26 protein-coding genes are annotated in these 26,319 nt (G+C 73.6%); 20 read left to right on the top strand and 6 right to left on the bottom strand.

Annotation, left to right across the window (positions count from 1 at the left end; genetic code table 11):
* The first annotated feature begins 73 nt into the window (after positions 1 to 73).
* Positions 74 to 1,564, top strand: a complete 1,491-nt coding sequence (locus ADJ73_RS09120; protein ID WP_050348015.1) for a sensor histidine kinase — start codon at positions 74 to 76, stop codon at positions 1,562 to 1,564.
* Between the two features lie 166 nt (positions 1,565 to 1,730).
* Here ADJ73_RS09120 and ADJ73_RS09125 read toward each other — a convergent pair whose 3' ends face one another.
* Complete coding sequence (locus ADJ73_RS09125) at positions 1,731 to 1,979, bottom strand: WhiB family transcriptional regulator (RefSeq protein ID WP_029211567.1); 249 nt, start codon at positions 1,977 to 1,979, stop codon at positions 1,731 to 1,733.
* A gap of 350 nt (positions 1,980 to 2,329) precedes the next feature.
* Between ADJ73_RS09125 and ADJ73_RS09130 the strand changes: the two genes are divergently transcribed.
* Positions 2,330 to 2,731, top strand: a complete 402-nt coding sequence (locus tag ADJ73_RS09130) for a hypothetical protein (RefSeq protein ID WP_050348016.1) — start codon at positions 2,330 to 2,332, stop codon at positions 2,729 to 2,731.
* A gap of 99 nt (positions 2,732 to 2,830) precedes the next feature.
* Here the strand turns inward: ADJ73_RS09130 and ADJ73_RS09135 are convergent, their stop codons facing one another.
* The 3 genes from ADJ73_RS09135 to ADJ73_RS09145 are packed head-to-tail and all read right to left on the bottom strand — an operon-like array spanning position 2,831 to position 7,967.
* Entirely contained in the window at positions 2,831 to 3,208 is a 378-nt protein-coding gene (locus tag ADJ73_RS09135; protein ID WP_156188182.1) for a fluoride efflux transporter FluC, read from the bottom strand.
* Entirely contained in the window at positions 3,205 to 3,744 is a 540-nt protein-coding gene (locus ADJ73_RS16965; protein ID WP_156188183.1) for a fluoride efflux transporter FluC, read from the bottom strand. The genes ADJ73_RS09135 and ADJ73_RS16965 overlap by 4 nt, the downstream gene beginning before the upstream one ends.
* Positions 3,741 to 7,967, bottom strand: coding sequence for an FtsK/SpoIIIE domain-containing protein (locus ADJ73_RS09145; RefSeq protein ID WP_050348019.1), 4,227 nt, complete (start codon positions 7,965 to 7,967; stop codon positions 3,741 to 3,743). The genes ADJ73_RS16965 and ADJ73_RS09145 overlap by 4 nt, the downstream gene beginning before the upstream one ends.
* Before the next feature lie 183 nt (positions 7,968 to 8,150).
* Here ADJ73_RS09145 and ADJ73_RS09150 point away from each other — a divergent pair, with 183 nt between their 5' ends.
* From ADJ73_RS09150 to ADJ73_RS09180, 7 genes are all read left to right on the top strand, one after another.
* Positions 8,151 to 9,374, top strand: coding sequence for a CpaF family protein (locus ADJ73_RS09150; protein ID WP_050348020.1), 1,224 nt, complete (start codon positions 8,151 to 8,153; stop codon positions 9,372 to 9,374).
* Positions 9,371 to 10,237, top strand: coding sequence for a type II secretion system F family protein (locus tag ADJ73_RS09155; RefSeq protein ID WP_050348021.1), 867 nt, complete (start codon positions 9,371 to 9,373; stop codon positions 10,235 to 10,237). Before ADJ73_RS09150 ends, ADJ73_RS09155 begins: the two co-directional genes overlap by 4 nt.
* On the top strand, positions 10,234 to 11,172 hold the full coding sequence (locus ADJ73_RS09160) for a type II secretion system F family protein (RefSeq protein ID WP_050348022.1): 939 nt from the start codon (positions 10,234 to 10,236) through the stop codon (positions 11,170 to 11,172). Before ADJ73_RS09155 ends, ADJ73_RS09160 begins: the two co-directional genes overlap by 4 nt.
* A gap of 132 nt (positions 11,173 to 11,304) precedes the next feature.
* Positions 11,305 to 11,484, top strand: coding sequence for a hypothetical protein (locus tag ADJ73_RS09165; RefSeq protein WP_050349345.1), 180 nt, complete (start codon positions 11,305 to 11,307; stop codon positions 11,482 to 11,484).
* A 7-nt stretch (positions 11,485 to 11,491) separates the two neighbouring features.
* Positions 11,492 to 11,899: a TadE family protein gene (locus ADJ73_RS09170; protein WP_253272527.1), complete on the top strand. Its 408-nt coding sequence runs from the start codon at positions 11,492 to 11,494 to the stop codon at positions 11,897 to 11,899.
* Positions 11,896 to 12,399, top strand: a complete 504-nt coding sequence (locus tag ADJ73_RS09175) for a pilus assembly protein (protein ID WP_253272528.1) — start codon at positions 11,896 to 11,898, stop codon at positions 12,397 to 12,399. The genes ADJ73_RS09170 and ADJ73_RS09175 overlap by 4 nt, the downstream gene beginning before the upstream one ends.
* 176 nt (positions 12,400 to 12,575) lie before the next feature.
* Positions 12,576 to 12,980: a pilus assembly protein TadG-related protein gene (locus ADJ73_RS09180; RefSeq protein WP_156188184.1), complete on the top strand. Its 405-nt coding sequence runs from the start codon at positions 12,576 to 12,578 to the stop codon at positions 12,978 to 12,980.
* Positions 12,981 to 13,101: 121 nt separating this feature from the next.
* Here the strand turns inward: ADJ73_RS09180 and ADJ73_RS09185 are convergent, their stop codons facing one another.
* Positions 13,102 to 14,310, bottom strand: a complete 1,209-nt coding sequence (locus tag ADJ73_RS09185; RefSeq protein ID WP_082176871.1) for a helix-turn-helix domain-containing protein — start codon at positions 14,308 to 14,310, stop codon at positions 13,102 to 13,104.
* Positions 14,311 to 14,364: 54 nt separating this feature from the next.
* On the opposite strand from ADJ73_RS09185, the gene ADJ73_RS16970 reads away from it, so the two are divergent.
* On the top strand, positions 14,365 to 14,532 hold the full coding sequence (locus tag ADJ73_RS16970; RefSeq protein WP_156188185.1) for a hypothetical protein: 168 nt from the start codon (positions 14,365 to 14,367) through the stop codon (positions 14,530 to 14,532).
* A gap of 103 nt (positions 14,533 to 14,635) precedes the next feature.
* Here ADJ73_RS16970 and ADJ73_RS09190 read toward each other — a convergent pair whose 3' ends face one another.
* A complete protein-coding gene (locus ADJ73_RS09190) occupies positions 14,636 to 15,385 on the bottom strand; it encodes a FadR/GntR family transcriptional regulator (protein WP_050348026.1) in 750 nt (249 codons plus the stop codon).
* A 154-nt stretch (positions 15,386 to 15,539) separates the two neighbouring features.
* Here ADJ73_RS09190 and ADJ73_RS09195 point away from each other — a divergent pair, with 154 nt between their 5' ends.
* The 10 genes from ADJ73_RS09195 (at position 15,540) to ADJ73_RS09240 (ending at position 26,316) form a co-directional block, all read left to right on the top strand.
* Complete coding sequence (locus tag ADJ73_RS09195; protein WP_050348027.1) at positions 15,540 to 16,115, top strand: gluconokinase; 576 nt, start codon at positions 15,540 to 15,542, stop codon at positions 16,113 to 16,115.
* An 82-nt stretch (positions 16,116 to 16,197) separates the two neighbouring features.
* Positions 16,198 to 17,583, top strand: a complete 1,386-nt coding sequence (locus ADJ73_RS09200; protein ID WP_050348028.1) for a GntP family permease — start codon at positions 16,198 to 16,200, stop codon at positions 17,581 to 17,583.
* Positions 17,584 to 17,708: 125 nt separating this feature from the next.
* Entirely contained in the window at positions 17,709 to 18,467 is a 759-nt protein-coding gene (locus ADJ73_RS09205; protein ID WP_050348029.1) for an AAA family ATPase, read from the top strand.
* A 37-nt stretch (positions 18,468 to 18,504) separates the two neighbouring features.
* On the top strand, positions 18,505 to 19,614 hold the full coding sequence (gene prfB, locus ADJ73_RS09210; protein WP_050348030.1) for a peptide chain release factor 2: 1,110 nt from the start codon (positions 18,505 to 18,507) through the stop codon (positions 19,612 to 19,614).
* A gap of 106 nt (positions 19,615 to 19,720) precedes the next feature.
* On the top strand, positions 19,721 to 20,005 hold the full coding sequence (locus ADJ73_RS09215) for a hypothetical protein (protein WP_156188186.1): 285 nt from the start codon (positions 19,721 to 19,723) through the stop codon (positions 20,003 to 20,005).
* A gap of 172 nt (positions 20,006 to 20,177) precedes the next feature.
* Positions 20,178 to 21,068 carry a cell division ATP-binding protein FtsE gene (ftsE, locus tag ADJ73_RS09220; RefSeq protein WP_082176872.1) on the top strand — a complete coding sequence of 297 codons (891 nt, stop codon included), beginning with the start codon at positions 20,178 to 20,180 and terminating at the stop codon, positions 21,066 to 21,068.
* Positions 21,065 to 21,976 carry a permease-like cell division protein FtsX gene (gene ftsX, locus ADJ73_RS09225; protein ID WP_050348032.1) on the top strand — a complete coding sequence of 304 codons (912 nt, stop codon included), beginning with the start codon at positions 21,065 to 21,067 and terminating at the stop codon, positions 21,974 to 21,976. Before ftsE ends, ftsX begins: the two co-directional genes overlap by 4 nt.
* A gap of 192 nt (positions 21,977 to 22,168) precedes the next feature.
* Entirely contained in the window at positions 22,169 to 23,626 is a 1,458-nt protein-coding gene (locus tag ADJ73_RS09230; protein ID WP_050348033.1) for a M23 family metallopeptidase, read from the top strand.
* Positions 23,627 to 23,703: 77 nt separating this feature from the next.
* A complete protein-coding gene (smpB, locus tag ADJ73_RS09235; protein WP_050348034.1) occupies positions 23,704 to 24,183 on the top strand; it encodes an SsrA-binding protein SmpB in 480 nt (159 codons plus the stop codon).
* Between the two features lie 132 nt (positions 24,184 to 24,315).
* Positions 24,316 to 26,316 carry a DUF2207 domain-containing protein gene (locus ADJ73_RS09240; protein WP_156188187.1) on the top strand — a complete coding sequence of 667 codons (2,001 nt, stop codon included), beginning with the start codon at positions 24,316 to 24,318 and terminating at the stop codon, positions 26,314 to 26,316.
* The last annotated feature ends 3 nt before the right edge of the window (positions 26,317 to 26,319 follow it).

Here is a 26,319-nt window from a genome sequence, read left to right on the forward strand (position 1 = left end):
GGCCCCGTCGTGCGGGGGCGCGGCATACGTGCTGGTGCGTATGCCGCCCCCACCCGTGGCCTAGGGTGGGCCGGTGGCGACCCTCACCGACATCCTGCGCGCCGACACCGAGCTCGACGCCTCCGACATCAACTGGCTGCGCCTCCTGGTCGGGGACTGGCAGATCCTGTCCGACCTGACCTTCGCGGACATGGTGCTGTGGGTGCCGACGGCGGCGGGGGAGTGGCTGATCGTCGCGCACGCCCGCCCGACGACGGGGCGGATGGTCTTCGCGGAGGACATCGTCGGCACCCGGATGCCGCGGCGGCGCCGCCCGGCGCTCAACGAGGCCTACGCCTCGGCGCGGATCGTGCGCGACCGCGACCCGGGGTGGATCGACGACGACGGGGTTCGCATCGACGCGATCCCGGTGGTGCACGAGGGGCGCGCGATCGCCGTGATGAGCCGGTGCACCAACCCGGCCTACCTGCGGGTGCCGAGCCGGCTGGAGCTCAGCTACATGTCCACCGGGGACGCGCTGTGCCGGATGACGGCGTCGGGGGCGTTCCCGAGCAGCGAGGTGCCGACCGGTCAGCGCCGCGGCGCCCCGCGCATCGGCGACGGCATGCTGCGGCTGGACGTGGACGGGGTCATCACCTACGCCAGCCCCAACGCCGTGTCCGGGCTGCACCGCATCGGGCACGTCGGTCCGGTCATCGGGGCGGTGCTCGCGGAGATCACGACCGAGGCGCTGCGCGACCACGCGCCGGTGGACGAGACGCTCGCCCTCGTCGTGACGGGGCGCGCGCCCTGGCGCACCGAGGTGGAGACCCGGGCGGGGCACCTGACGATGCGGGCCATCCCGCTGACCGAGCGGGGCGAGCGGGTCGGCGCCCTCATCGTGATGCGCGACGTCAGCGAGCTGCGGCGCCGCGAGCGGGAGCTCATGACCAAGGACGCGACGATCCGGGAGATCCACCACCGCGTCAAGAACAACCTGCAGACCGTCGCGGCGGTGCTGCGGCTGCAGGCGCGCCGGCTGCCCCCGGGCGACGCGCGGGTCGCGCTCGACGAGGCAGTGCGGCGGGTGGGGACCATCGCGATGGTGCACGAGACGCTGAGCAAGGGCTTCGACGAGCAGGTGGACTTCGACGAGGTGGTCAAGCGCTCGATCAACGCCGTCGTGGAGGTCGCCCGCACGGAGGAGCCGGTGCGGGCGCGGCTCGAGGGCTCCTTCGGGCGGCTGCGCGCCGAGGACGCCACGTCGCTGTCGATGGTGATGGCCGAGCTGGTGTCCAACGCCGTGGAGCACGGCCTGTCGCCCGTCGGCGGGGACCTGGTCATCGAGGCGCGGCGGGGCCCGGACCCGCGGGGGACCGAGGACGACGGCGACCTGCTGACGGTCACGGTCTCGGACGACGGTGCCGGTCTGCCCGCCGACTTCACGCCGAATGGCGACAGCCTCGGCACCCAGATCGTCTCGAGCCTGGTGCAGGACCTGCGGGGCCGCATCACGTGGAGCGGCCGCGAGCCGCGGGGCACCGAGGTGAGGTTCACGGCGCGGCTGCGCAAGGCACCCGCCTGAGCCGTCGCTGGGGTCGCTTGGGGTCGCGGCGGTCGCTCGGGTCGCGGCGGTCGCTGGGTCGCTGCCGTCGGTGGTCGAGGTGAGCGGACGGACGCCGACGGCGCCGCCACCCCTGGTCGGGTGACGGCGCCGTCGGAGTCTGTGCGGGTGGTCCCGGGGGACGCGGTCAGCTGGCTCGGCGGGCCCGGGCGTTGCGGCGCTTGAGAGCGCGACGCTCGTCCTCGGACATGCCACCCCAGACGCCGGCGTCCTGGCCGGACTCGATGGCCCACTTGAGGCAGGTGTCCATCACGGGGCAGCGCCGGCACACGGCCTTGGCTTCCTCGATCTGCATGATGGCCGGTCCGGTGTTGCCGATCGGGAAGAACAGCTCCGGGTCCTCTTCAAGGCAGGCCGCGCGGTCGCGCCAGTCCATCTTGATCCTGCTCCTTGCATTGACGAAGCGGCCTGGGTGCGAGGGGGCATCCAGGGCGGCGGTACCCTTGTGGGCAGTCGCCATGTGTCGTCCAACGTGGGACGGCTCCGGTGTGTTCCGACACCGTGTCGTCCAGCCTCACAGATCGCCCGACGGACGCACAAGAGGTGACGCCTGTCGTCGTCGTCACCCTGCGGCGACGGGCTGTTTGATCGAGCAAGGCCGGATGCACACCGACTCATTAGTCTAGGGACTGCGTCCACCATTTGACTAGATGTGGGCGCAAGATCAGGGCCGAACGTGCGACGCCGAGCCACGGTCGGTCTAGACCTCCCGGAGGATAGCTAACTGTGAGTGATCGTCGGCAGCCGTCCGTCGCTGGTGCCGCGGGCAGCCAGGTGTGGGCCGCGCTGGTCCTCGGGGTCGAGGCGGTGGTCGCGGTGGTCGCGGCGGCCTGGTGGGGCTGGGAGATCGCGCAGGGTCACACCCGCGAGGTGGCCCGGTCGGTGGTGGAGCTGGTGCTCTTCCTGCTGGCGGCTGCGGGGTTCGTGGCCCTCGCCGGGGGCCTGCTGCGCGGCGCCCGGTGGCCCCGGACCCCGACGGTGGTGTGGCACGGCCTGCTCGCGCCGGTCGCGGTGAGCCTGTGGCAGAGCGGCGAGGTGGTCGTGGCGGCGCTGGTGACCCTGGGGATCACGGTGGCGGTGCTGGGGATCCTGCTGTCGCGCCCGGCGCCGACCGACGGCCGAGGCTGAGAGAGGGCCGTCGGGGCTGCGCTCTGCGGCTCCCGCTCTGCGGCTGCCGGGGCGGGCGGGCCCGGTCAGTGACGGTGCGCTCAGGTGCCGGGGGTGGGCTCAGCCGCCGGCGAGGGCCCACCCGATGGCGGCGGCGAGCACGCCGCCGAGCACGTTGCCGCCGAGGTAGGTCGCGAGCATCGGCCAGTCGCGCCGGTGGGCGAGCTCGGCGCAGCCGACGGCGAGTGCCGACCAGCTGCCGAGGCTGCCGGCGAGACCCATGCCGAGCAGGGCGTAGGCGGGTTGGGCGAGTCGGCCGGTGGCGTACCAGTGCAGCATCAGCCCGATGAGCAGCGACGCGAGGACGTCGCTGATGGTGGTGGCGATGGCGCCGCGGGGCAGCTCGTCGCGCGACGGGGCGCGCAGCGCGATGGCGTAGCGCGCCATCGCGCCGATGCCGGCGCCGACGGCCAGGCACAGGGTGTCGACGAGCCTCACCGGCGCCACCGCCGGCGCTCGTGCTGCACGGGGGAGGCGGCCTGGCCGCGGTCGCGGGAGCGGATGGGGTGCTGGTAGCCGCTCGGGCCCTGGCGGGCGTCCCGGCCGTCGCCGCTGCCGGGTCGGGAGAGTCGGGTGAGGTGCTCGCGCGAGGGCAGGTCGCCCATGGCGACGGCCACACCGGCCCACGCGGCGGAGACGCCGACGAGCACGGCGGCGAGCAGGTAGACGATGGCCGTGACGAGGTGCTCGGGCGCGAGCAGCAGGATCTCGCCGGTGAAGAGCCCGAAGGTGGTGAAGGAGCCGAGCGCGCCGGTGAGGAAGCCCAACGACCAGAGCGGTCCGCGGCGCAGCAGGGTGGGGGTGAGCAGTCCCGCGAGCCCGCACCCGATGGCCTGGGTGAGCAGCAGCGCGGTGGGGAAGTGGGAGTCGTCCAGGGGGATGAGCTCGCTGATCCCGGCCCGCAGGAGGGCGCCTCCGACGGCCCCGACGGCGACCACGGCGAAGCGCGTCGCGGGGGTCGGTGGTGGGCTCACCCGACGATTGTGCCCGCTGTTGGCCCGAGGTGGGCGGGCGGACCGCCGCGCGGCGCCAGGTCGAGGTGCCCGACCTGGACCACCAGGGTCCGCCCCGCGTGGACGAGCACGCCCCGGCCGGGGGGAGGGTTGTGCAGGCGCGGCACGGGCACCCCGAGCAGGTCGCCGTCGGAGGCGTGGCGGGGCTGCAGGACGATGCCGGTGGTGGCACGCCGCAGCTCCGCGGGCAGGCCCCGGTAGGTGGTGGCGAGCTGCGCGGTGGTGCCGGCGGCGACCACGACCGGCTGCGGCGGGTTGGACCCGCGTAGACGACCGACGACGGCGGTGGCACGGCGGGCGGCCTCGACGCAGACCGCCTCGACGGGGCTGTCCACGAGCAGGTCGACGCCGTCGACGAGGAGCACCGCTCCGGGATGCCGGTCCAGGTGGGCACGCAGCAGGTCGGCGTCGTGCGGCCCGGCAACGGTCGCCCCGGCTTCGCGGGCCCAGTCCGCCAACGGAGAACGTCCCGGGGTGACCACCACGAGCCGCTCGGCGGGCGCCGTCGGAGGCTGGGCGGACGCCGTCCCAGGCTCGGCCGGCCGGTCGAGGTGTGCCCGGGCCAGGACGGCGAGCGCGGTCGAACGCCCGCTCCCCGGGGGCCCGAGCACGGCGACGACGCCGGGTGAGGGGAGCGGCATACGCACCGGGGTGGCCTCGTCACCACCGAGCCCGACGGCTCCGGGGCACGCTCGCGAGAGCTCGTCGAGGTCCGCGCGGGCCGGCAGGGGGACGAGCCGCAGCGGCGGGCGGGCCGGCGGCGCCAGGGTGGCGGCCAGCGCCGGCGTGACGCGCTGCGCCTGCACCAGCTGCACCTCGGCGTGGTCACCGCTGCGCAGCGCGCGTCCAGGGGGCTGGTGGTCCGGGCGGGCCTGGGCGGGGATGCCGCACAGGGCGAGGTCCGCCGCGTCGGTGAGCTGCAGCACGAGCCGTTCGCCCAGGTGGGCCGCCAGGGAGGAGGTGAGGAGCGACCGGTCGCCCGCGATCGCTGTGACGAGCCCACCCGCGGGTCCGTCGCGCAGCAGCGCGACCATCGCGTCCTGGAGGGTCGCGGCGAGCAGCGGGTCGGCTCCGGCGAGCACGGCGTCCCACCGGTCGACGAGCAGCAGCACCCGGGGAGCGTCCGGTGCGCGGTCGTGGCAGGAGGCCGCGAGCCGCCGCAACAGCTGCACCGTCCGCTGCGGGTCGTCACGGGTCACCCGGGTCCCGCAGTGGGGCAGCAGGGGGAGGTCGTCCAGGCTGTTGCCGCCGTCGACCACGTGGACGTGCAGCTGCTCGGCCACGCCCGGCGTGGCGGCGGCCGCGGTGGCGAGCGCCCGCAACGCCGTCGTCCGGCCCGTGCGGTGGGTGCCCACGACGGCGAGGTGCCGCCCTGCGGCCAGGTCCAGGACGTGGACGGCGCGGCTCTGCTGGTCCGGAAGATCGGCCAGGCCCAAGGGGATCCGCGTCGAGGACGAGACCGGCAGGTCGGCTGCCACGACCTGGTCGGGGAGCGGCGGGAGCCACGGGCTGCGGGGGGTGGGGCGCCCGGCCGCGGCGGTGCGGACGCTGCGGACGAGGACGCTCAGCTCGGTGGGTCGGTCCGCGTCGGGTCCTGGCGCGGGGCTGACCGTGGGGCGCCCGTCCACCTCCACCAGGACGGGAGGGACCGCGCCGGTCGGGGCAGGAGCGCCGGCCCAGGCCGTCTGGAAGGTCTGCAGGCCCTGGTCGCCGGCGCGCCACAGCGCCCGCCCGGGGGCGCGGTCGCTGATCCGTGCCGCGTCGGGCGCCTCCAGGACATCCTCGGAGTCGGCCCGGTCGCGCATGCGCAGCGCGATCCGGGCGTTGACGTTGGCCCGGATGTCGGCCGTCACCACGCCGGCGGGGCGCTGTGTGGCCAGCACCAGGTGCACGCCCAACGACCGCCCCACGGCGGCCACGGCGAGCACGCCCGTCACGAACTCGGGCAGCTCTGCCGCCAGCATCCGGAACTCGTCGATGACGATGACGAGCCGGGGCAGCGGTGGGTCGTGGGGTCCTCGGCGGTGGTCGTAGGCCGCGAGGTCGGCCGCCCCCGCGTCGCGCAGGACGCGCTCGCGGTAGGTCAGCTCGGCCCGCAGCGACGCCAAGGCTCGGCGTGCGAGGTGCGGGTCCAGGTCGGTGATGAGGCCGCACGTGTGGGGCAGCTCCGAGCACTCGGCGAACGCCGCGCCGCCCTTGTAGTCGACCAGCAGGAAGGTGAGCTCGTCCGGAGGCAGCGCCAGCGCGAGCCCGGCGACGAGGGTCTGCAGCAGCTCGGACTTGCCTGACCCGGTGGTGCCGCCGACCAGGACGTGGGGTCCGTCGGCGACGAGGTCCAGCAGCACCGGCCCTGACCCGGTGTGTCCGAGCGGGGCGACGGGCCCCCGCGTCGGTGCCTGCCAAGCAGCTCGTATGCCGTCCGGGTCGGACAGGTCCAGCGGCGAGACGTCGGACAGGACGACACGGTCCGGCGGTGGTGACCAGCCCGCTGCGGGCGCCGCGCTGGTGAGCGGGGCGAGGTGGCCCGCGATCTCGCTGGTCCAGCCGTCGGCGGCGAGGTCCGGCACGACGGCGGTGTGCATCGTGCCGTCAGGACGACCGACCGTCGCGGTGCCGTCCGGCGCCAGGCGCATCCAGGCACCCACGGTGGCGGGCACCCCGTCCTCACGCTCGGACACCGCGACGACCAGGGGGCCGCCACGCTGCGCGGGTGACGGGGCCAGGCGGCGCACCAGCGCCCCGGCCGCGGGGTGGTCGGCGTCGGTGACCACGACGATCTCCCGCGCGGTGGTGGCCTCCGGGGCGCCGAGCCCGGGGCCGGCCGGTGGGTCGCCGGCCGTCCCCACCAGCCGTGCGCACAGGGCCTCGGCGTCGCTGCTGCCGATCACCATCGGGGGTCCGGCGTGCGGCAACCAGCGGACCCATGACCAGCGACGGCACCCCCGCTCGGACGGGCACAGCACGTGCAGCCGGATCGTGCCCGGGGGCATCCCCGCAGCCAGGGAGCCCAGGGCCGCCGAGACGGCCCGCCCGGCACCGGGTCCTCCGACGCCGAGGGAGCCCGCGGCCGCCAGGTCCAGCTCGACGGGCGCGTTGCGCAGCGCGACCCCCTCGACGCCGTCACCTTCGGGTCCGCAGGACCGGACGAGCACGTGCGAGGGGATGTCGGCGCGGCCCAGCCGTAGCGGCAGGGACCCGTCGGGGGCGCTCGGTTGCCACAGCCGCGGCCCGCGGGAGCGCGCGACCAGCAACGCCGAGGCGGGGTCGAGGGTCCGGGCCTCTAGGGTGGCGAGCTCCCGGCGGGCTGCCTGCTCCACGGCCCGGTCGAGCTCGCGCAGGGCCTCACGATGCTGCTCGGCGTCGCGAGAGTGGCTGCGGCGGCGTGCCCGTCGGTCGGTCAGGAAGGTCGCCAGGACCATGACCGGCCCGAGCAGCCCGAATGCCAGCAGGTACGGCGCCCGCACCACCGCCGCCAGGACGCCGGCCGCGAGCAGCGGGAGAGCCAGGGTCAGCCAGGGGAACGGGCGTGGCCCGTCCGGCGCGGGGGGCCGGGGGCGCTCGAGGGTGGTCTGCTCCACGACCCGCCGGGGCGCCGGTGCGGGCCGGACGCCCAGCCGCCCCTCGCCGTCGGGCTCGACGGGGCGCGTCCGGGGTGCCCGCACGACGGCCACGGTGGAGCGGCCCAGCCGCAGCGGGACCCCCACCGTGAGAGCTCGTGGCCCCTGGGCCACCTCGTCGTCCACCTCGGAGCCGTTGGTCGACCCGGCGTCGACGAGGGCCACGCCGGCGTCGTCCACCGACAGCACGGCGTGGTGCCGGGACAGAGCTGGGTCCGGGATCGTGAGGTCGCAGTCCGGGTGCCGGCCGAGCGCCAGGTGACCGGACGCGAGGGGGAGCACCAGCCCGGCGGCCGGGCCTCCCAGCACGGCGAGCAGCAGGGGGCTGGGCGCCGCCGGCGCGGTCGCGCCGTCGGTGGTCACCACCGCGCCGCGAAGGAGCGGGGGCACCCCCACGACCGCGTCGTCCGGGAGCCGGCGGCCGTCGATGCGGCATACGGCACCGGCGGGAAGGGCCTGCTCGGCGCACAGCTCGTCCCGCACGAGCACCCAAGGCGTGCCCGGGGCACACGTGATCGTGACCAGCGCGTCGTTGCCGCTCCGGCGCAGCACCAGGTCCAGCCGCATGCCTCACCCCGTCCTCCGTCCGAAGGGCCAGGATGCGCTGCCGGAACCGGCGACCCCGCCGGTTATCCACAGGTCGCGGCGAGTGGTCGTGGCAGTCCGTGTCGTCCACAGCCATTCAGGTGGATCTGCCCGGGAGCGCGGCTTTCCTCCCTAGATTGGCGAGGCCCGACGAAGGAGCTCCACATGACCAGCGCCACCCTCGAGGCCGAGATCAAGGACCTGATCCGGCGTGACGGAGTCGACCCCGTGCTCGACCGTGCCCGCGTGGCCGCCCTCGTGACCCGCGCCGTGGAGGACTTCGACGAGCGCTCCGTCACGGCCGGGCTGCCCCCACTCGACGACCCGGCCCGGACCGCCAAGGAGATCCTCGACGAGGTGGCCGGCTTCGGCCCCTTGCAGCCCTACTTCGACGACCCTCGGGTCGAAGAGCTGTGGATCAACGAGCCCGGCAAGGTCTTCGTGGCCAGGGACGGCGTCAGCGAGCTCACGCCGACGATCCTCACGCACGACGGGGTCCGAGACCTCGTGGAGCGGATGCTCAAGACGTCCGGCCGGCGGGTCGACCTCAGCTCGCCCTTCGTCGACGCCTCGCTGCCCGACGGGTCACGCCTGCACGTCGTGATCCCGGACGTCTCGCGGCAGCACTGGCAGGTCAACGTCCGCCGCTTCGTGGCTCGGGCGAGCCACCTCGACGACCTCGTCCGCCTGGGGACGCTGACCCCGCACGCCGCCGAGCTCCTCGCGGCCTCCGTGGCGGCCGGGCTCAACGTCCTGGTGAGCGGGGGCACCCAGGCCGGCAAGACCACCATGCTCAACTGCCTCGCGTCCGCGATCCCGCCCCGCGAGCGGGTCGTCACCTGCGAGGAGGTCTTCGAGCTGCAGATCCCGCTGCGCGACGTCGCGGGCATGCAGTGCCGCCAGTCCAGCCTCGAGGGCACCGGGGAGATCCCGCTGCGGCGCCTCGTCAAGGAGGCCCTGCGGATGCGCCCGTCGCGGATCATCGTGGGCGAGGTGCGCCAGGAGGAGAGCCTGGACCTGCTGATCGCGCTCAACAGCGGGCTGCCGGGCATGGCCACCATCCACGCCAACTCCGCCCGCGAGGCGATCACCAAGATGTGCACGTTGCCGCTGCTGGCCGGGGAGAACGTCGGCAGCCGCTTCGTCGTCCCGACGGTCGCCGGGAGCATCGACCTCGTGGTGCAGGTGGCGCTGGAGCGAGACGGCACGCGCCGGGTGCGCGAGATCGTCGCCGTCCCGGGCCGCGTGGAGGACGACGTGGTGGAGGTCGCGGATCTCTTCGTGCGACGCGGCGGGGAGCTGGTGCGGGCCGACGGCTTCCCACCCCACCTCGACCGCTTCGAGCGTGCTGGCTACGACGTCTCCGAGATCCTCGGGAGGGGTGCATGAGCGGCCTGGCCGTCGGCCTCCTGCTCGGGGTGGGTCTCTTCTGCGTGTGGTGGTCCTGCTGGGCCCCCGACGAGTCCGCGCCTCCGGACCCGCGCCCCCGCCGCGGCGGCGGCCTGGCCGACGCGCTCGTCCAGGCGGACCTGCGGACCGTCACCGTCTCCCAGCTCGTGACCGGGTCGCTGCTCCTCGGCGGCCTGACCTTCGTGCTCGCCTGGGCCACCATCGCCGTGGTGCCCGTGGCCGCCTGCTTCGCCGCCCTGGCGGCGCTCGCTCCCGTCACCTACGTCCGCAGCCGGGCCAGGCGCCGGCGCCTCATGCTGCGCGACCTGTGGCCGGACGCCGTGGACAACGTGGCCTCCGGGGTCCGGGCCGGGCTCGCGCTCCCCGAGGCTCTCGCCCAGCTCGCCGTCCGTGGCCCCGAGCCGCTGCGACCGGCCTTCGCCAGGTTCGCCGACGACTACCGGGTGACCGGTCGGTTCAGCGACTGCCTCGACCGCCTCAAGGGCGAGCTCGCCGATCCCGTCGGCGACCGGCTCGTCGAGTCGCTGCGCATCGCCCGAGAGGTGGGAGGCAGCGACCTGGGTCGGCTGCTGCGGACCCTGTCGACCTTCCTGCGCGAGGACGCCCGCACGCGCGCCGAGATGGAGAGCCGCCAGAGCTGGACCGTCAACGCCGCCCGGCTGGCCGTCGCCTCCCCGTGGGTCGTGCTCGCGACGATGGCCACCCGGCCTGCTTCGCTGCAGCCCTACGGCACCCCGCTCGGTGCCCTGGTGCTGGGCAGCGGTGCCCTGATGTCCTCCCTGGCCTACTGGGCCATGACCCGGATCGGGCGGCTGCCCGAGGAGCAGCGGGTGCTGCGATGAACCTCGCGTCCTCCTGGTCCTGGCCCGGGGCGGTCCTCGGGCTCGCGTGGGCCTGCGGCCTGCTGCTCGTCTGGCACCGGTTGCCGGTGCGACGGCGCCCCACCCTGGCCGATCGCATCTCTCCCTACCTCCAGGACGTGCAGCTGCCGTCCACCGCCCGCGCCGTCACACCGTCGGACTCGGGCCTCGCGGACCTGCTCCGGCCGCTGCTCGTGCGGCTGGGCTCCCGGCTGGACCGGGCCCTGGGGGGCCAGGAGTCGGTGCGTCGCCGGCTGCTCCGGGCAGGGGCTCCTGCGGACGTGGAGGGCTTCCGCGCCGAGCAGGTCCTGTGGGGCGCCGGCGGGGCCGCCCTGGGCGGAGCCCTGGCGGTGGTGGCCGTGGCCCGGGACCGCGGGGCCGTCATGCCCGCCGTGGTGCTGGTCGCCGTCGCCGCGATGAGCGGCGTGGTGCTGCGCGACCACTGGCTCACCCGCGGCGTGCGGCGACGCGAGCAGCGGATCCTGCAGGAGTTCCCCACGGTCGCCGAGCTGCTGGCGCTGTCGGTGACCGCGGGGGAGGGGGCCGCGGGCGCGCTGGACCGCGTCTGCCGGTTGTCCGGTGGCGACCTGGCCCACGAGCTGCGGCTCTGCCTCGCCGAGGCGCGCGCCGGCCTGAGCCTGCCGGCCGCGCTGCAGACCCTGGCGGACCGGACGGGCCTCCCCGGGCTGGCGAGGTTCGTCGACGGGATCGTGATCGCCGTCGAGCGCGGCACGCCGCTGGCCGAGGTGATGCGTGCGCAGGCCCAGGACGTCCGTGAGCAGGGGCGCCGGGCCGTGATGGAGGAGGGCGGTCGTCGGGAGATCGCGATGATGATCCCGGTCGTCTTCCTCATCCTCCCGGTGACCGTGCTCTTCGCGGTGTTCCCGGGGCTGCAGCTCCTCACCCTCACCGTCTGACCGCCCCGAGACCGCCCGTCCCCCAGACCCCAAGACCTCAGAACCCAAGACCCCACACCCCCAGAACCACAGGAGGACAAGATGACCCACATCCAGACCGCGTGCCTGGCGATCTCTGCCCGCACCACCGCGATGCTCCATGTGCTCGGCGCCCTGCCGGCCCAGCTGCGCGAGGACCGCGAGCGCGGCGACGTGCCGGGCTGGGTGATGATCACCCTGATGACCGCCGGTCTCGTGGCGGCGCTGGCGCTCGTGGCCAAGCCGGCCCTGACCGGCCTCTTCGAGAAGGCCATGGCCACGATCGGCGGCTGAGGTGCCGGTGAGACGGCCGCGCGGCGGCGAGCGAGAGGGCGAGCGGGGCTCCGCCGTGGCGGAGTACGCCATGGTCACGGTGCTGCTCATGGTCCTCTTCCTCGGGGTGGTCCAGGTGGCCATCGCGCTGCACGTCCGCAACACCGTGGCCCAGTGCGCCGTCGAGGGTGCCCGCTACGGCGCCCGCGCCGACGTGGATCCTGGGGCATCGGTGGGTCGGGCGCAGCAGCTGCTGCGCGGTTTCGCCGGCGACGCCTACGCCGCTGACGTGTCCTCGCGCCTGTCCAGCGTCGACGGGGTCGCGGTCGTGGAGGTCACCGTCCGCGCCCCGCTGCCGGTGATCGGCACTCTCGGACCGACCCACGCCCTCACGGTGTCCGGGCGGGCCTACCGCGAGGGCCAGGATCCGTCGTGACCGGAACCATGCCCAGAGCCGCGACCAGAGCCCTGACCAGGGCCACGACCGGGCTCGTGGCCAGGACCGCGAGCCGGCGGTGCGGGGAGCGCGGTTCGGCGAGCCTGGAGTTCATCGGCGTCGCGGTGCTGCTGCTGGTGCCGCTGTGCTACCTCGTGATGACGTTGTCCCAGCTGCAGGCCGGTTCGTATGCCGTGTCGGGGGCGGCCAGGGACGCGGCCCGCGTCTTCGCCGAGTCCCGCGAGGCGGGCATCGGCCGGGCGCGCGCCCGGTCGGCGGCCAGGGTGATCTACCAGAGCTACGGCTTCAACGGCGGCGAGGTGGCGCTCACCTGCCTCGACGACCCGTGCCTGGGGCCGGACGCCCGGGTGCGCGCCTCCTCGACCCTGCGGATCCCGCTGCCCCTGGTGCCGGACGTCGTCCGCGGCGTCGTGCCCTCCGAGGTCAGCGTGACCGGGGAGCACCTGGCCACGGTCGAGCGCTTCCGGGGCGAGCCGTGAGGCGTGGACCCGGCGCGCGGCCGGGACGGGAGCGGGGACCCGGCGCGCGGCCGGGACGGGAGCGGCATACAGGCGCACGGCCGGAGCGGGAGCGGCATACAGGCGCACGGCCGGAGCGGGAGCGGCATACAGGCGCACGGCCGGAGCGGGAGCGGGGCTCGATCTCGCTGCTGTCGTTGGGCCTCACCGTGGTGGCCGGGATGCTCGTCGTGGTCGGGATCGACGTGACCGCGGTGCAGCTGGCCCGCACCCAGCTGTGGGACGCCGCCGACTCCGCCGCCCTGGACGCCGCCGACCGCGTCGACGAGGACCGCGTCTACGCCGAGGGCCTGCACGAGCGGGTCCCCGTCGCGCGCGCCGGCGTGGCGGAGATCGCGGGCCGCCACCTCGCCGAGGAGCGCCGCCCCCACCTGGTGCGGTCCTGGTCCCTCGGGTCGCGCACCGGCAGCCCCGACGGCGAGTCGGCGGTGGTGGAGGTGGTCGGTCGGGTGGACCTGCCGATCGTGGGTGGGGTGGCCGAGGCGTTCGGCGGGGGAGTGACCGTCACCGTGGTGTCGCGGGCGCGCTCGCAGGTCCGATGAGACGCCACCCGAGAGCCCCCGCCTCAAGCGGACAGGGCTTCCGGCGAGGGGCTGGCCGTCACACGCCCGCGCCGCCACCGTCACTGGTGGTGTCACGGGGTGGCGGAGGTCCTGGCCCAGGTCAGGGCTGCGTGCTGGGGGCCGCCTGGCCGATGCGGACCAGCAGCCGGACCGACTCCTGCAGGTGCTCGGCGGCCTCCTTGTGCTCGCCGAGCTCGCTCAGCGCCGCGCCCAGGTGGTGGTGGGCGTCCGCCTGCTCGCTCGCCGCCAGCAGGTGCCCGTCGCGCACCACCTGCTCCAGCTGGGTGCGGGCGGTCGCCCAGTCCTCCACGGCGCAGGCGTGCTTGCCGCGCACCAGCGCCAGCTCCACGTGGTCGCTCGCCGCCGAGCTCAGCGAGAACGCCGTCGCGGCCTTGTCGAGCAGCGACGGGACGGCCTCCAGGTCCACCCCCGCCTTGAGCCGGAAGTCCGCAGCAGCCCGGTGCACCCGCCCCCACCTGCGCAGATGCCCGTCAGGGTCGATCGCCGCGATGGCCTGGTCGTAGTAGCTGAGCCCCGCGTGCGGGTCGCCGGTGGCCAGGGCCAGGTTGGCGAGCGCCCAGTAGGCGTTGCCCGCCTCGAGCCGGTTGGGCGCGTCGGCCGCGCCCTTGGCGAGGTCCTGCGCCCAGCTCGACGCGTCGCTGTAGCGGTGCTGCTGCCCGAGCGCCGACACCAGCGCAGTCAGCCCCGCGATGCCGGTCGCGCGCCACGTCGGGTGCGCCTGGAAGGCCAGTACCGCCGCGTGGGCCTCCTTGGCGGAGGCGTCGAGGTCGCCGGACACCCGCAGCGCCACGGCCAGCACGGTGCGGACCCGGCCGGTCAGCACCGCCGACTGCCGGGTGAACCAGTGCCCCGCGAGCGCGCGGACCTGCTCGATGACGTCCTCGGCCTGGTCGTTCTCGATCCGCAGCGTCAGGTCCATCAGCGCGGCGGTCCACCACAGGTCGAGCCGGTCCGCCTCGAGCGCGAAGTCGCGCAGGTCGGAGGCCGCCTTGACCGCTCCCTCGAAGGTGTGCGTCGTCAGCAGGCTCAGCGCCTCGGACTGCAGCACCGCGGCCCGGGCGTCACCCCGCTTGCCGGACGCCAGCGCCCAGGCCTGCACGTCGTCGACCGACATGCCGAGCTTGTCGGCCACGTGCTCGACGATCTCGCGGCTCGGCGCGCGGTTGCCGGACTCGACCAGCGAGATATAGCTGCGCGAGAAGGTCGGCTCTCCCAGCTCGGACTGCGACATGCCGGCTGCGAGGCGCGCGGCGCGCAGGGCGCCACCAAATCCATTGTCTTCGGTCATGGGTCTTCCGCTGGTGTTGACTGTGGGCGTAACATACCGGCTACCCCCAGGCAGATGCCACCGAAGGAGTCGATCATCATGCTCAAGAAGGTTACCCGCGCCATCGCCGGTCTCGCCGTTGCCGCTTCCATCGGCGCGGCTGCTGTCGTCCCCAACGTGGGCGGCAGCTGGCCCACCGTCGGCGGCAGCTGGCCCACCGTCGTCACCCAGCACCTCAGCTGACCCCGGTCCCACGAGGGCCCCGGCCCGACCAGATCCTGGTCGGGCCGGGGCCCTTCGCCGTATGCCGCCGCCCCCGCCGGCCCTGCACTCCTCGTCCGGACGGTCAGGACCCCACCACGGCGGCGACCGCCGCGGCGGCCTCGTCGATGATCTCCTGCATGGCGCGCGTCGCTCCGGCGGGGTCGCCGGCCTGGATGGCCTGCGCCACGTCGCCGTGCAGCCGGATCGCCTCCGGGTTGGGGTCGACGGGCATCAGGTCGTGGTGGGTCCGTCCCGCGAGGACCTCGGCGACCACGCCGTCGAGGGCCGCGAGCATCTCGTTGCCGGAGGCCTGCAGCAGCGTCGTGTGGAAGACGATGTCCGCCTCCAGGTAGGCCTCCAGGTCCTGGGCCTTGGCCCACCGGGCCATCTCCATCACGGACCCGACCATGGTGGCGGCCTGCTCGGGGGTGGCGTGGGCGGCGGCGAGGCCGGCCGAGACCGGCTCGATCCCGGCGCGCAGCTGGTTGAGGGAGCGCAGCTGGTCCGCGCGCTCGGCCTCGGAGCCGTCGAGGCGCCACCGGATGATCCGGGGGTCGAAGACCTGCCACTCCGAGCGCGGCTGCACCGTGATGCCGACCCGGCGCCGGGTGGCGATCAGGCCCATCGCCTCCAGCACCCGGGCCGCCTCCCGCACCACGGACCGCGAGGTGCCGTAGTCCTCCTCGATGAGCTCCGAGCGCAGCACCGAGCCGGCCGGCAGCTCGCCGGAGACGATGGCGCGGCCGAGCCGGTCCACCACGGTGTCGTGCAGGCTGCCCCCGGCCTGGTCACGCCGGGCGGGACGGGGGGAGGGGGGCGTGGCTTCGACCATGTCTCGATGGTGCCACAGGTTGATCTTAGGGCGGCCAGACGGGCTAATCGTCATACTAATTTTGGGTGTGGGGTTGAAATCGTCTGTCAAGCGGTTGCATGCTGGTGCCCCCGACGTGCGAAGAGGCGCGTCCCTGACACGGAGGGCATCGACGATGAGCTCCTTCGGCACCACCAGCGCCACCGGGCGGGCAGCAGCTCCGCGCGTCGTGGTCATGGGTGTCACCGGGTGCGGCAAGACGACGGTCGGCGCCGCCCTCGGCCAACGGCTGCGGGTCCCCTTCGCGGACGCCGACGACTTCCACCCGCCCGCCAACATCCGCAAGATGTCCGCCGGCATCCCGCTCGACGACGACGACCGGGCCCCCTGGCTCTTCACGCTCGCGCAGTGGCTGCGCGACCACGAGGAGACCGGTGCGGTCATCGGCTGCTCCGCCCTCAAGCGGTCCTACCGCGACATCCTGCGCAGCGGCGCGCCCGACCTGACCTTCCTGCACCTGCACGGCGACCGCGAGGTCGTCACCGCGCGGGTCGAGGGGCGCCCCGGCCACTTCATGCCGGCGAGCCTGGTCGACTCGCAGTACTCCACCCTCGAGGCGCTGCAGCACGACGAGGCGGGCGTGACCATCGACTTCGCCCTGCCCGTCGACAGCATCGTCGACGACTACGTCACCGCCTTCCCCGAGCAGTCCCTGCCCGGCGACCCGGCCGTCGCGGCGGCCGGCCTCTAGCCACCGACCTCGGGCCCGGCGCCCCCGCGCCATACGGCCCCTCTCTGCACTACGCGAACTCGCACAAACGACAAGGAAGTCCATGATCACCTCCCTGCTCTCGCTGGCCTCGGCCGGTGACGCGGCCGCCGCGATCCCCGCGGCTCGGCTCATCCCGGCCGCGCTCCTCGGCATGGCACTCATCGTGCTGCTGATCACCAGGTTCAAGATGCACCCCTTCCTGGGCCTGACCATCGGCTCGCTCACCGTGGCCGCCATCGCCGGGCTCAACATGAACACCGCGGTCGAGTCCTTCACCAAGGGCTTCGGCTCGACCGCCGCCAGCGTCGGCACGCTGATCGCCCTCGGCGCGATCTTCGGCAAGCTGATGGCCGACTCGGGGGCCGCCGACGAGATCGTCGACACCATCGTCGGCAAGGCGTCCCCGGCCGCGCTGCCGTGGGCGATGGCCGGCGTCGGTGCCCTCATCGGTCTGCCGATGTTCTTCGAGATCGGCCTGGTCCTGCTGATGCCGGTGATCTACCTGGTGGCTCGCCGCTCCGGTCAGTCGCTCATCCGCATCGGCATCCCGACCCTGGCCGGCCTGTCCGTCATGCACGGCTTCGTGCCCCCGCACCCCGGCCCGCTGGCGGCCATCGGCGTCCTCAAGGCCGACCTCGGCGTCACGCTGGCCCTCGGTGTCCTGCTGGCCATCCCCGCGCTGATCATCGCCGGTCCCGTCTTCGGCACCATCGCCGGTCGCTGGGTCGACGTGCCCGCCCCCGACCTGTTCGAGGGTCGCGAGGACACCACCGGCCGCCGCCCGGCCTTCGGGATCACGCTGTTCACCGTGCTGCTGCCCGTCGTCCTGATGATGGGCAAGGCGCTCGCCGACATCCTCATCAGCGACAAGAAGAACCTCCTGCGCACCAGCCTGGACTTCCTCGGCACCCCGCTCATCGCGTTGCTGATCGCCGCCCTCGTCGCCATGTGGACCTTCTCCCGCGGTGCCGGCTGGACCCGCGCCGAGCTGACCAAGAGCATCGAGTCCTCGCTGCCCCCCATCGCGGGCATCATCCTGATCGTCGCCGCCGGTGGTGGCTTCAAGCAGGTCCTGGTCGACACCGGCATCGGCAAGCTCATGGCCGACTGGATGGCCAGCTCGGGCCTGTCCGTGCTGCTGCTCGCCTGGCTCGTCGCCGTGGTCATCCGCCTCGCCACCGGCTCCGCGACCGTCGCCACGGTCACCACGTCGGGCATCGTCGCGCCGCTGGTGGCCGGCATGAGCACGGGGGAGACCTCGCTGCTCGTCCTGGCGATCGGGTCCGGCTCCCTGTTCTTCTCCCACGTCAACGACGCCGGCTTCTGGCTCGTCAAGGAGTACTTCGGCCTCAAGGTCTCCGAGACCATCAAGACCTGGTCGATCATGGAGACGATCATCTCCGTCGTCGGTCTGCTCTCGGTCCTGGTCGCCTCGCTGTTCGTCTGACCAGCTGACCCGGTCTGCCGCGGCAGACCATCACGACCCGTGTGGCGTGGCTGCTCCCCTGAGGCGGCCACGCCACACGCATGTCCGGGCCCCGGCGCCCGCTGCCGGTGGGAGAGCATGGACGTATGACGCCCCGCCGCCCGACAGCCCGGTCCTGGCACGACGTCCGGCTGCCCGTGCGACGCATCGAGGCGCGGACGGCCGGCGAGGTGCCGCAGCGCCGCGACGACGCCTGGCCGTTCGCCATACCGGCTGTGGCGCAGCTGCTGCGGGAGGGGCTGGACCTCGGGCCGGCCACCGTGCTGGTGGGGGAGAACGGCGCCGGCAAGTCGACCCTGGTCGAGGGGATCGCGATGGCCTACGGCCTCAACGCCGAGGGCGGCTCGACCGGGGCGCAGCACGTCACGCGCGTGAGCGAGTCGCCGCTGCACGAGCACCTGCAGGTGGTGCGGCACGCGGGGTCGGCGACCCGGTGGGGCTTCTTCCTGCGGGCCGAGACGATGCACTCCTTCTACACCTACGTCGACGGGATGTTCGGCGAGGACTTCCACGCGCGCTCGCACGGCGAGGGCTTCCGGGACCTGTTCACGGGCCACCGGTTCACCGAGAGGTTCGGCCTCTACGTGTTCGACGAGCCGGAGTCGGCGCTGTCCTTCACGAGCCAGCTGCACCTGCTCGGGACGCTGCGGGAGCTGATGGAGCGCGGCGACAGCCAGGTGCTCATGGCGACCCACTCGCCGGTGCTGGCGGCCCTGCCCGGCGCGACCCTCCTGCAGCTTGACGACGAGGGCTACCGCCCGGCCGCGTGGGAGGACCTGGACCTCGTCGACCACTACCGCCGGTTCCTGGACAACCCCGAGCGCTACCTGCGGCACCTGCGCTGAGCCGGCGGTTTGCGCCCGGGCGGTAGGCTGTTGCTTTGTGGCTGCCGACTTCTCCGAAGAGATCAAGAACCTCCGCGCGACCATGACGTACGTGCGCGAGGTGACCAACCTGGACGCTCTCGCGACCCAGATCGCCGACCTCGAGAAGCAGGCCAGCGCGCCCGACCTGTGGGACGACCCGGACGCCGCGCAGCAGGTCACCAGCGCCCTGTCCCGCGCCAACTCCGAGCGCGACCGGATCGTGGAGATGGACCAGCGCATCGACGACCTCGAGGTGCTCGTCGAGATGGGCCAGGAGGAGTCCGACGCGGCGACCCTCGCCGAGGCCGAGACCGAGCTGGCGTCGATCCACAAGGCGGTCGGCGAGCTCGAGGTCCGCACCCTGCTGTCGGGGGAGTATGACGAGCGCGAGGCCGTCGTCACGATCCGCTCGGGCGCGGGTGGCGTGGACGCCGCCGACTTCGCCGAGATGCTGATGCGGATGTACCTCCGGTGGGCCGAGCGGCACGGCTACCCGACCAAGGTGATGGACACGTCCTACGCCGAGGAGGCGGGCCTGAAGTCCGCGACCTTCGAGGTCAACGTGCCCTACGCCTTCGGCAACCTGTCCGTCGAGGCCGGCACGCACCGCCTGGTGCGGATCAGCCCCTTCGACAACCAGGGCCGGCGTCAGACCAGCTTCGCCGCGGTCGAGGTGATCCCGCTCATCGAGACCACCGACACCATCGAGATCCCCGACAACGAGCTGAAGATCGACGTCTTCCGCTCCTCGGGCCCCGGCGGCCAGTCGGTCAACACCACCGACTCCGCGGTCCGGATGACGCACATCCCCACCGGCATCGTCGTGTCGATGCAGAACGAGAAGTCCCAGATCCAGAACCGCGCCGCCGCGCTGCGCGTCCTGCAGTCCCGCCTGCTGCTGCAGAAGAAGCAGGAGGAGGACGCCAAGAAGAAGGAGCTCGCCGGCGACGTCAAGGCGAGCTGGGGCGACCAGATGCGGTCCTACGTGCTGCACCCCTACCAGATGGTCAAGGACCTGCGGACCGAGCACGAGGTCGGCAACACCTCGGGCGTCCTCGACGGGGACATCGACGGCTTCATCGAGGCGGGGATCCGCTGGCGGCGCAGCCGGGTCGACGCTGAGTGACCGGTGGTGGCGGCTACGTCACCCGTCCGTCGCTCGTCCGGTGGCATCCGGGTGGCTCGCCGAGACTTCACTTCGCCGTGATCATGCCGTGACCTACGCTGGGGCCATGGCTCTGATGTGGGGGGACTCCGGCAAGGATCGCGAGATCGCGCTCCTCCGGCGCCGGGTGAGCCTGCTCGAGGAGCAGGTGCGCGTGCTCGCGCGCTTCACCGGCATGGACGCCAACCACCTGCCCCAGGAGCAGGAGGTGCTGGGCGCCGAGGCACAACGGCTGGCGATCGAGGGTCACAAGATCGCCGCCATCAAGTCGCACCGCGAGGACAGCGGCGCCGACCTCGTGACCGCCACGCGGGACGTCGAGGCCTTCCTGGCCCAGCACGAGCGCGTCTAGCACCCAGCCGGTCGGCGGTCGTGCACGCCGCTGGGTGACGGGACGTCACGATGCGCAACGCCGACGCGCTCCCGCAATCCCCGGGTCTGTCAGCCTCGCCCCCTAGGCTCGTGCTGCCGGTGGCACCGACCAGCCCCGGCCGCTCCGGCACGAGGATGAGGCACACCCCCCGATGATCAGGTTCGACCACGTCTCCATGGTCTACCCGCGCTCGACGCGTCCCGCGCTGGACGACGTCAGCGCGAGCATCGAGCGAGGCCAGTTCACGTTCGTCGTCGGGTCCTCCGGGTCGGGCAAGTCGACCATGCTGCGGCTGATCCTCAAGGAGGAGGCGGCCACCAGCGGGCGGGTCCAGGTGGCCGGCCGCGAGCTGGACCGCATCTCCCGGCGGGAGGTGCCGGCGCTGCGCCGCGAGATCGGGTGCGTCTTCCAGGACTTCCGGCTGCTGCCTGGCAAGACCGTGGCCGCCAACATCGCCTTCGCCCTGCAGGTCCTCGGCGCGCGGGGCCGCGAGGTGCGCCGGGCCGTGGACGAGTCGCTGGAGCTGGTCGGGCTCGAGGGACTCGGCCGTCGCTTCCCGCACCAGCTCTCCGGCGGCGAGCAGCAGCGGGTCGCCATCGCGCGAGCCCTCGTCAACCGCCCCAAGATCCTGCTGGCCGACGAGCCCACCGGCAACCTCGACCCCGCGACCAGCCTGGACATCGTGGACCTGCTCCACCAGATCAACCAGCGCGGCACGACGGTGCTCATGGCCACCCACGACGACGAGATCGTCGACGCGATGCGCAAGCGCGTCATCGAGCTCGACGAGGGCCGGCTGGTCCGTGACGACGCCTCGGGGAGCTACAGCCTGACCCGCCCGGTCGGCCTGCGCGGCGCCCGCAGCGAGGCGCGCGGCGAGGCGCGGGGCGAGGCCCCCGACGAGACGCTGGGCGCGGGCCGCGCCGGCGTCCGGGACGACCAGGGCCGGCCGGGTGACGGCGACCCGGGGGGGCGGGGCGGGCGGCATACGGCCGAGGGGCGCACGCCCCGGGGCGCCACGCGAGAGGAGCAGGCCCGATGAGACTGGGCTTCGTGCTCGCCGAGGCCGGGACCAACCTGCGCCGCAACCTGTCCATGACCGTGTCGGTCGCCCTGGTGACCATGGTCAGCCTGCTCTTCCTCGGCGTCGGGCTGCTGAGCTATCAGCAGGTCCAGACGATGAAGGGCTACTGGTACGACAAGATCCAGGTCTCGATCGTGCTCTGCAACGCCACGAGCGGGCAGGCGGCGTGCGCCAAGGGGGCGGCGACCGACGCCGACCGCAAGGCCATCGAGAAGCAGCTCGACGCCATGCCGATCGTGGAGCAGCGCTACTTCGAGAGCCAGCAGGAGGCCTACGAGAGGTTCCGGCAGGAGTTCCGCGACAACCCGATCGTCGCTGGGACCAAGCCCGAGCAGCTCAAGGCGTCCTACCGGCTCAAGCTGCGCGACCCCCAGCAGTACTCCCAGATCACCAGCACCTTCCAGGGCTCCCCGGGCGTGGAGAAGGTCGAGGACCAGCGCAAGGTCGTCGAGCCGCTCATCGACCTGCTCTCCACACTGACCCTCGCCACCGTCGCGCTCGCCGCGGTGATGCTCGTGTGCGCCGTGCTCCTCGTCGCCACGACCATCCGTCAGTCGGCCTACACGCGACGGCGCGAGACCGGGATCATGCGGCTCGTCGGCGCGAGCTCGGCCACGATCCGGGCACCCTTCGTCATCGAGACGGTAGTCGCCTCGCTCCTCGGGGCCGCCCTCGCGACCGCCCTGCTGTGGGGGCTGCTCGGTTGGCTGGCCCGGCAGCAGGCCGGCCAGCTCGTGATCTTCGGCGGGGTCTCCGTCGTCGGGCCGAGCGACCTGTGGCGGGTGGTCCCGTGGCTCGTGGGGGTGGCCGTCCTCATCGCCCTCGTGACCTCGTGGGTGTCCCTGCGGCGCCACTTGCGCGTATGACGCTCCGCTGTCACGCCTTAGCCCGTTCAGGGGATGCGAAGGTCGCAGACGGGTGAACAAGCGTGCTCGGAAGGGTGCGATGTTGCCTCTGGGGGTGGTGGGACTACTGGTGCGGGTGGTACCAACTTGTCTCGGCGGAGTCGCTCGGCGTCCGCCCGGCACCGCCGGCCTTGAACCTCCAGGACGTCCGTCATGAGCCATCGCCTTCGAGCCCGCGCGCTGCGTGGATCGCTCGCCCTCGCCTGCGCCCTGACCCTCGCCGCACCCACCACCGCCTCAGCCTTCCAGCTCCGCGGCGACGACGACACCCTGCGTGACCGCCAGGCCCAGGTGCAGGACGACCTCGCGTCGCTGCGCGGCCAGCTGACGATCACCTCCGCCGACCTCGCCCAGGCCTACACCGCCCTCACGCAGGCCCAGGCCCAGCTGCCGGGAGCCCGCTCCCGCGAGGCCACCGCCGTCGCCGCGCTCGCCGAGGCGCAGCGCAGGGACACCGAGCTCGCCGGCCGGCTGCGTCAGGCCACCGCCGACGAGACCGACGCCGCAGCCGCCCTCGAGCGCAGCCAGGAGTCGCTGGCCAAGGCGTCCGGGCGCATGGGTCAGGTCGCCGCCGAGATGCAGGACCCCACCGGCGGCCAGCTCGACCAGATCGGCATGCTGGTCGACGCCAAGACCCCCGACGAGCTCTACTCGCGCTACTCGCTGCTGGAGACCGTGGGGTCGCTGCAGGCACGCGACGCCCGCGACCTCGCCACCGTCCGCGCCGACGCCACCGCCAAGGAGGCCCGGCTGCAGGCCGTCCGCGACGAGGTCGCGCGGCTCAAGGCCGAGTCCGCCGCCAACGTCACCGCCCGCTCCGAGGCCCAGGCCCAGGCCCAGGCCGCCCGGGCTCAGGTGGAGCAGCTCGTCGCCCAGAGCGCCCAGGCCAAGGCCGCCGTCGAGTCCCGCAAGGCCGCCGAGCAGCAGCGCCTCACCCAGCTGGACGCCGAGGCCTCCGCCCTGTCCGCCGAGCTCGCCGACCGGGAGCGCCGCCGCAAGGCCGCCGAGGCGGCGGCCGCCGCCGAGCGGGCCCGTCAGGCGCGCGCCGCCCAGCAGGCCCAGGAGGCCCAGGAGGCCCGGGAGGCCGCCCGCCGCAAGGCTGCCGCCGACGCGCAGCGGACCCAGCGGGGGCAGGCACCCGCCCCGCAGGCCCCCGCCCCTGCCCCGGCCGCGCCCGCACCGGACCCGGCACCCCCCGCGCCCGCACCCGACCTCGGCGGGGGCCGCCTTTCCCGGCCGGCCGTCGGGCCCATCACCTCCCCCTACGGGATGCGCTTCCACCCCGTGCTGCACTACACCAAGCTGCACACCGGCACCGACTTCGGCATCCCGTGCGGCACCCCCGTCTACGCCGCCGCCGACGGGTCGATCATCTCCGCCGGGTTCAACGTCGCCTACGGCAACCGCGTGGTCATCGACCACGGCACCGTCGACGGCGCCGACCTCGCCACCACCTACAACCACCTCACGTCGATCTCGGTCTACGGCGGCCACGTCAGCCGCGGCCAGCTCCTCGGCTACTCCGGGACCACCGGCTTCTCCACCGGCTGCCACCTGCACTTCGAGACGCTGGTGGACGGGCGGTTCCAGGACCCGATGCGGTGGCTGTGACGGCGGGGGCACGGCATACGGCCCGGGCCTGAAACCGGCACGACCACCCAGGTGACCCGCAGGTAGACTGGACAGCTATGGCCAGGGAGCAGGGCACGAAGGTGATCGCGCGCAACAAGAAGGCGCGCCACGACTACCACATCCTCGACACGTGGGAGGCAGGCATCGTCCTGTCCGGCACCGAGGTCAAGTCGCTGCGCCAGGGCCGGGCCAGCCTCGTCGACGGGTTCGCGCAGGAGTACCGCGGCGAGCTCTACCTCGAGGGCGTCCACATCCCGGAGTACTCCCAGGGCACCTGGACCAACCACGCCGCCCGCCGCCGCCGCAAGCTGCTGCTGCACCGCGACGAGCTGCGCAAGATCTTCGCCGAGTCGCAGGAGAGCGGGCACACCATCGTCCCGCTCGAGCTCTACTTCAAGGACGGCAAGGCCAAGGTCGAGATCGCGCTCGCCAAGGGCAAGAAGCTCTACGACAAGCGGCAGACCCTGCGCGAGCGGCAGGACACCCGGGAGGCGCAGCGGGCGATGTCCAACGCCTTCAAGCGAGGTCGCAGCTGACCCACGGCCGAGGTGGGAGGCCGAGGCATGGGGCCCAGGCAGGGGCGGAGGTGTGCGCCGAGGTCGGTCCAGGGGGAGCGGGTCGGATAGATTCGCCGTCAGAGTGGCGCACCGACGACCAGGGGGTAGCCCGTGACCACCGATCCACGCCCGCACCTGCGGACCGCACGAGCGCTGGCCGTGCTGGCCGTCACGCTGTGGCTGATGCTGCTCGGGCTGGCGCCCGCGGGGGCCGCGTCGGGCGGTGACCGGGTCACGCGGCTCGTCGTCGACTACGTCCTCGACGCCCAGGGCGGGGTCTCGGTGACGGAGACCTACGACTACCGGTTCACCACCAGCGGCCGGCACGGCATGGAGCGGACCATCGCGACCGCCCAGGGCTACACCCCCACCGAGGACAACCCCGCCGGGTCCGACGGCTCCAGCGGCGCCACCTCGCAGGAGCGCCACTACGAGATCAGCGACATCTCGGCCAGCAGCCCCAGCGGCGCCCCCGCCCAGCTCAGCGTCCGGGACCAGGGCGACGCGACCGTGCTGCGCGTCGGCTCGCCGAGCCGCACCGTCCAGGGCGACCAGCAGTACGTCCTGAAGTACCACCTCGCCCACGTCGTCAACGAGCAGCCGAGCGACGTGGAGTTCTACTACAACGTGCTCGGCAACTCCTGGCGGGTGCCCTTCGACGCCGTCGAGGTGACGGTCCGCGGGCCGGGATCGGCCGCCGTCACCAAGGCCGCCTGCTACTACGGCGCCTTCAAGAGCAGCGAGAAGTGCGAGGCCACGCCGGGAAACCCCGCGCGGTTCAGCGCCCGCGACCTGGCGGTCATGCAGAACATGTCGGTGGTGGCGGCGCTGCCCCGCAGCGCGTTCACGGACGTCAGCAAGGACGTCCGCGACGCCGGGTCCGCCGGGTCGGGCGGGCCCTACATCTCGCCGGAGTCCGCTCGCGTGCGCACCCTCAGCCAGCTGGGGATCGGGGTCGGCGCGCCGCTGCTCGCGCTCGCCGGCATGGGCGCCCTGGTCTGGCGCCGCGGCCGCGACGAGCGGTATGTCGGGCTGGCCCCCGACACCCTGCCCGCCCCCGGCCAGCAGGTGGCCACGCGCCGGGGCGGCAAGGCGCCGGTGACCGCGGTCCGCTTCAACCCGCCGGACGACGCGACGCCGGGTCTGATCGGCACGATCTACGACGAGAGCGCCGACACCATCGACGTGTCGGCGACCGTGATCGACCTGGCCGTGCGCGGCTACCTGCGGATCGAGCAGACCCAGGATGCAGGGGTCTTCCAGACCTCCGACTGGAAGCTGGAGTACCTCGGCACCCCCAAGCCGGGCGACCGCGGGCTCCTCACCTACGAGCGGACCGTGCTCGACGGCATCTTCAGCCTCGGCACCCCCGTGATGATGTCCGAGCTCAAGAACCACTTCGCCGGCACGCTGGCCATTGCCAAGCAGGAGATGTATGCCGAGACCGTGCGGCGCGGGTGGTTCCGCCAGTCGCCGGAGCGCGTCCGGCAGGGCTTCGGCTGCCTGACCTGGCTGCCCTTCGCGCTGATCTTCGCGTGGATGTTCTTCGGCGCCGGGTCCTTCGCCGGGGCGCTGGCCAGCGACGGCGTCGCCGGGTTCGACCTGCCGGTGCCGTCGCTCATGGTGGCCGCCGCGGGTCTGCTGTCGGTGCCGTTCATCATGCGCTGGCTCGTCAAGAAGCTCCCCGCGCGCACCGCCGACGGGTCGGCCGTGCTCGAGCAGACGAAGGGCTTCCGGGAGTACCTCCTCACGGCCGAGGCCGAGCAGATCAAGTACGACGAGGCCCTGGACATCTTCAGCCGCTACCTGCCCTACGCCGTGGTCTTCGGCGTCGCCGACCGGTGGGCCAGGATCTTCGCCCGGGTCGCCGAGATGGCGCGGGCGGACGGCTACGACGTGGGCGTCCCGACCTTCTACGTCTGGTACGGCGGCGGCTTCGGTGGGTTCGGGGACTTCGGCCACGCCGTGGACTCGTTCTCGTCCTCGGCGGCGGGGACCTTCACCTCGACGCCGGGATCCTCGGGAGGCAGCGGCTTCGGCGGGGGCGGCTTCGGGGGCGGGGGCGGCTTCTCCGGCGGCGGGGTCGGGGACGGCGGCGGCGGCTCCTGGTGACCT

The organism is Arsenicicoccus sp. oral taxon 190 (genome assembly GCF_001189535.1).
Classification (GTDB): Bacteria; Actinomycetota; Actinomycetes; order Actinomycetales; family Dermatophilaceae; genus Arsenicicoccus.

Bases quoted from the DNA above. Each gene is read 5' to 3' on its own strand.
- ADJ73_RS09205 (WP_050348029.1), top strand. From the start codon at position 17,709: ATGACGCCCCGCCGCCCGACAGCCCGGTCCTGGCACGACGTCCGGCTG.
- ADJ73_RS09155 (WP_050348021.1), top strand. From the start codon at position 9,371: ATGAGCGGCCTGGCCGTCGGCCTCCTGCTCGGGGTGGGTCTCTTCTGC.
- ADJ73_RS09200 (WP_050348028.1), top strand. From the start codon at position 16,198: ATGATCACCTCCCTGCTCTCGCTGGCCTCGGCCGGTGACGCGGCCGCC.
- ADJ73_RS09160 (WP_050348022.1), top strand. From the start codon at position 10,234: ATGAACCTCGCGTCCTCCTGGTCCTGGCCCGGGGCGGTCCTCGGGCTC.
- ADJ73_RS09185 (WP_082176871.1), bottom strand. From the start codon at position 14,310: ATGACCGAAGACAATGGATTTGGTGGCGCCCTGCGCGCCGCGCGCCTC.
- ADJ73_RS09195 (WP_050348027.1), top strand. From the start codon at position 15,540: ATGAGCTCCTTCGGCACCACCAGCGCCACCGGGCGGGCAGCAGCTCCG.
- ADJ73_RS16970 (WP_156188185.1), top strand. From the start codon at position 14,365: ATGCCACCGAAGGAGTCGATCATCATGCTCAAGAAGGTTACCCGCGCC.
- ftsE (WP_082176872.1), top strand. From the start codon at position 20,178: ATGATCAGGTTCGACCACGTCTCCATGGTCTACCCGCGCTCGACGCGT.
- ADJ73_RS09150 (WP_050348020.1), top strand. From the start codon at position 8,151: ATGACCAGCGCCACCCTCGAGGCCGAGATCAAGGACCTGATCCGGCGT.
- ADJ73_RS09190 (WP_050348026.1), bottom strand. From the start codon at position 15,385: ATGGTCGAAGCCACGCCCCCCTCCCCCCGTCCCGCCCGGCGTGACCAG.
- ADJ73_RS09165 (WP_050349345.1), top strand. From the start codon at position 11,305: ATGCTCCATGTGCTCGGCGCCCTGCCGGCCCAGCTGCGCGAGGACCGC.
- ADJ73_RS09230 (WP_050348033.1), top strand. From the start codon at position 22,169: ATGAGCCATCGCCTTCGAGCCCGCGCGCTGCGTGGATCGCTCGCCCTC.
- ADJ73_RS09215 (WP_156188186.1), top strand. From the start codon at position 19,721: ATGGCTCTGATGTGGGGGGACTCCGGCAAGGATCGCGAGATCGCGCTC.
- ftsX (WP_050348032.1), top strand. From the start codon at position 21,065: ATGAGACTGGGCTTCGTGCTCGCCGAGGCCGGGACCAACCTGCGCCGC.
- ADJ73_RS09145 (WP_050348019.1), bottom strand. From the start codon at position 7,967: ATGCGGCTGGACCTGGTGCTGCGCCGGAGCGGCAACGACGCGCTGGTC.
- smpB (WP_050348034.1), top strand. From the start codon at position 23,704: ATGGCCAGGGAGCAGGGCACGAAGGTGATCGCGCGCAACAAGAAGGCG.
- ADJ73_RS09125 (WP_029211567.1), bottom strand. From the start codon at position 1,979: ATGGACTGGCGCGACCGCGCGGCCTGCCTTGAAGAGGACCCGGAGCTG.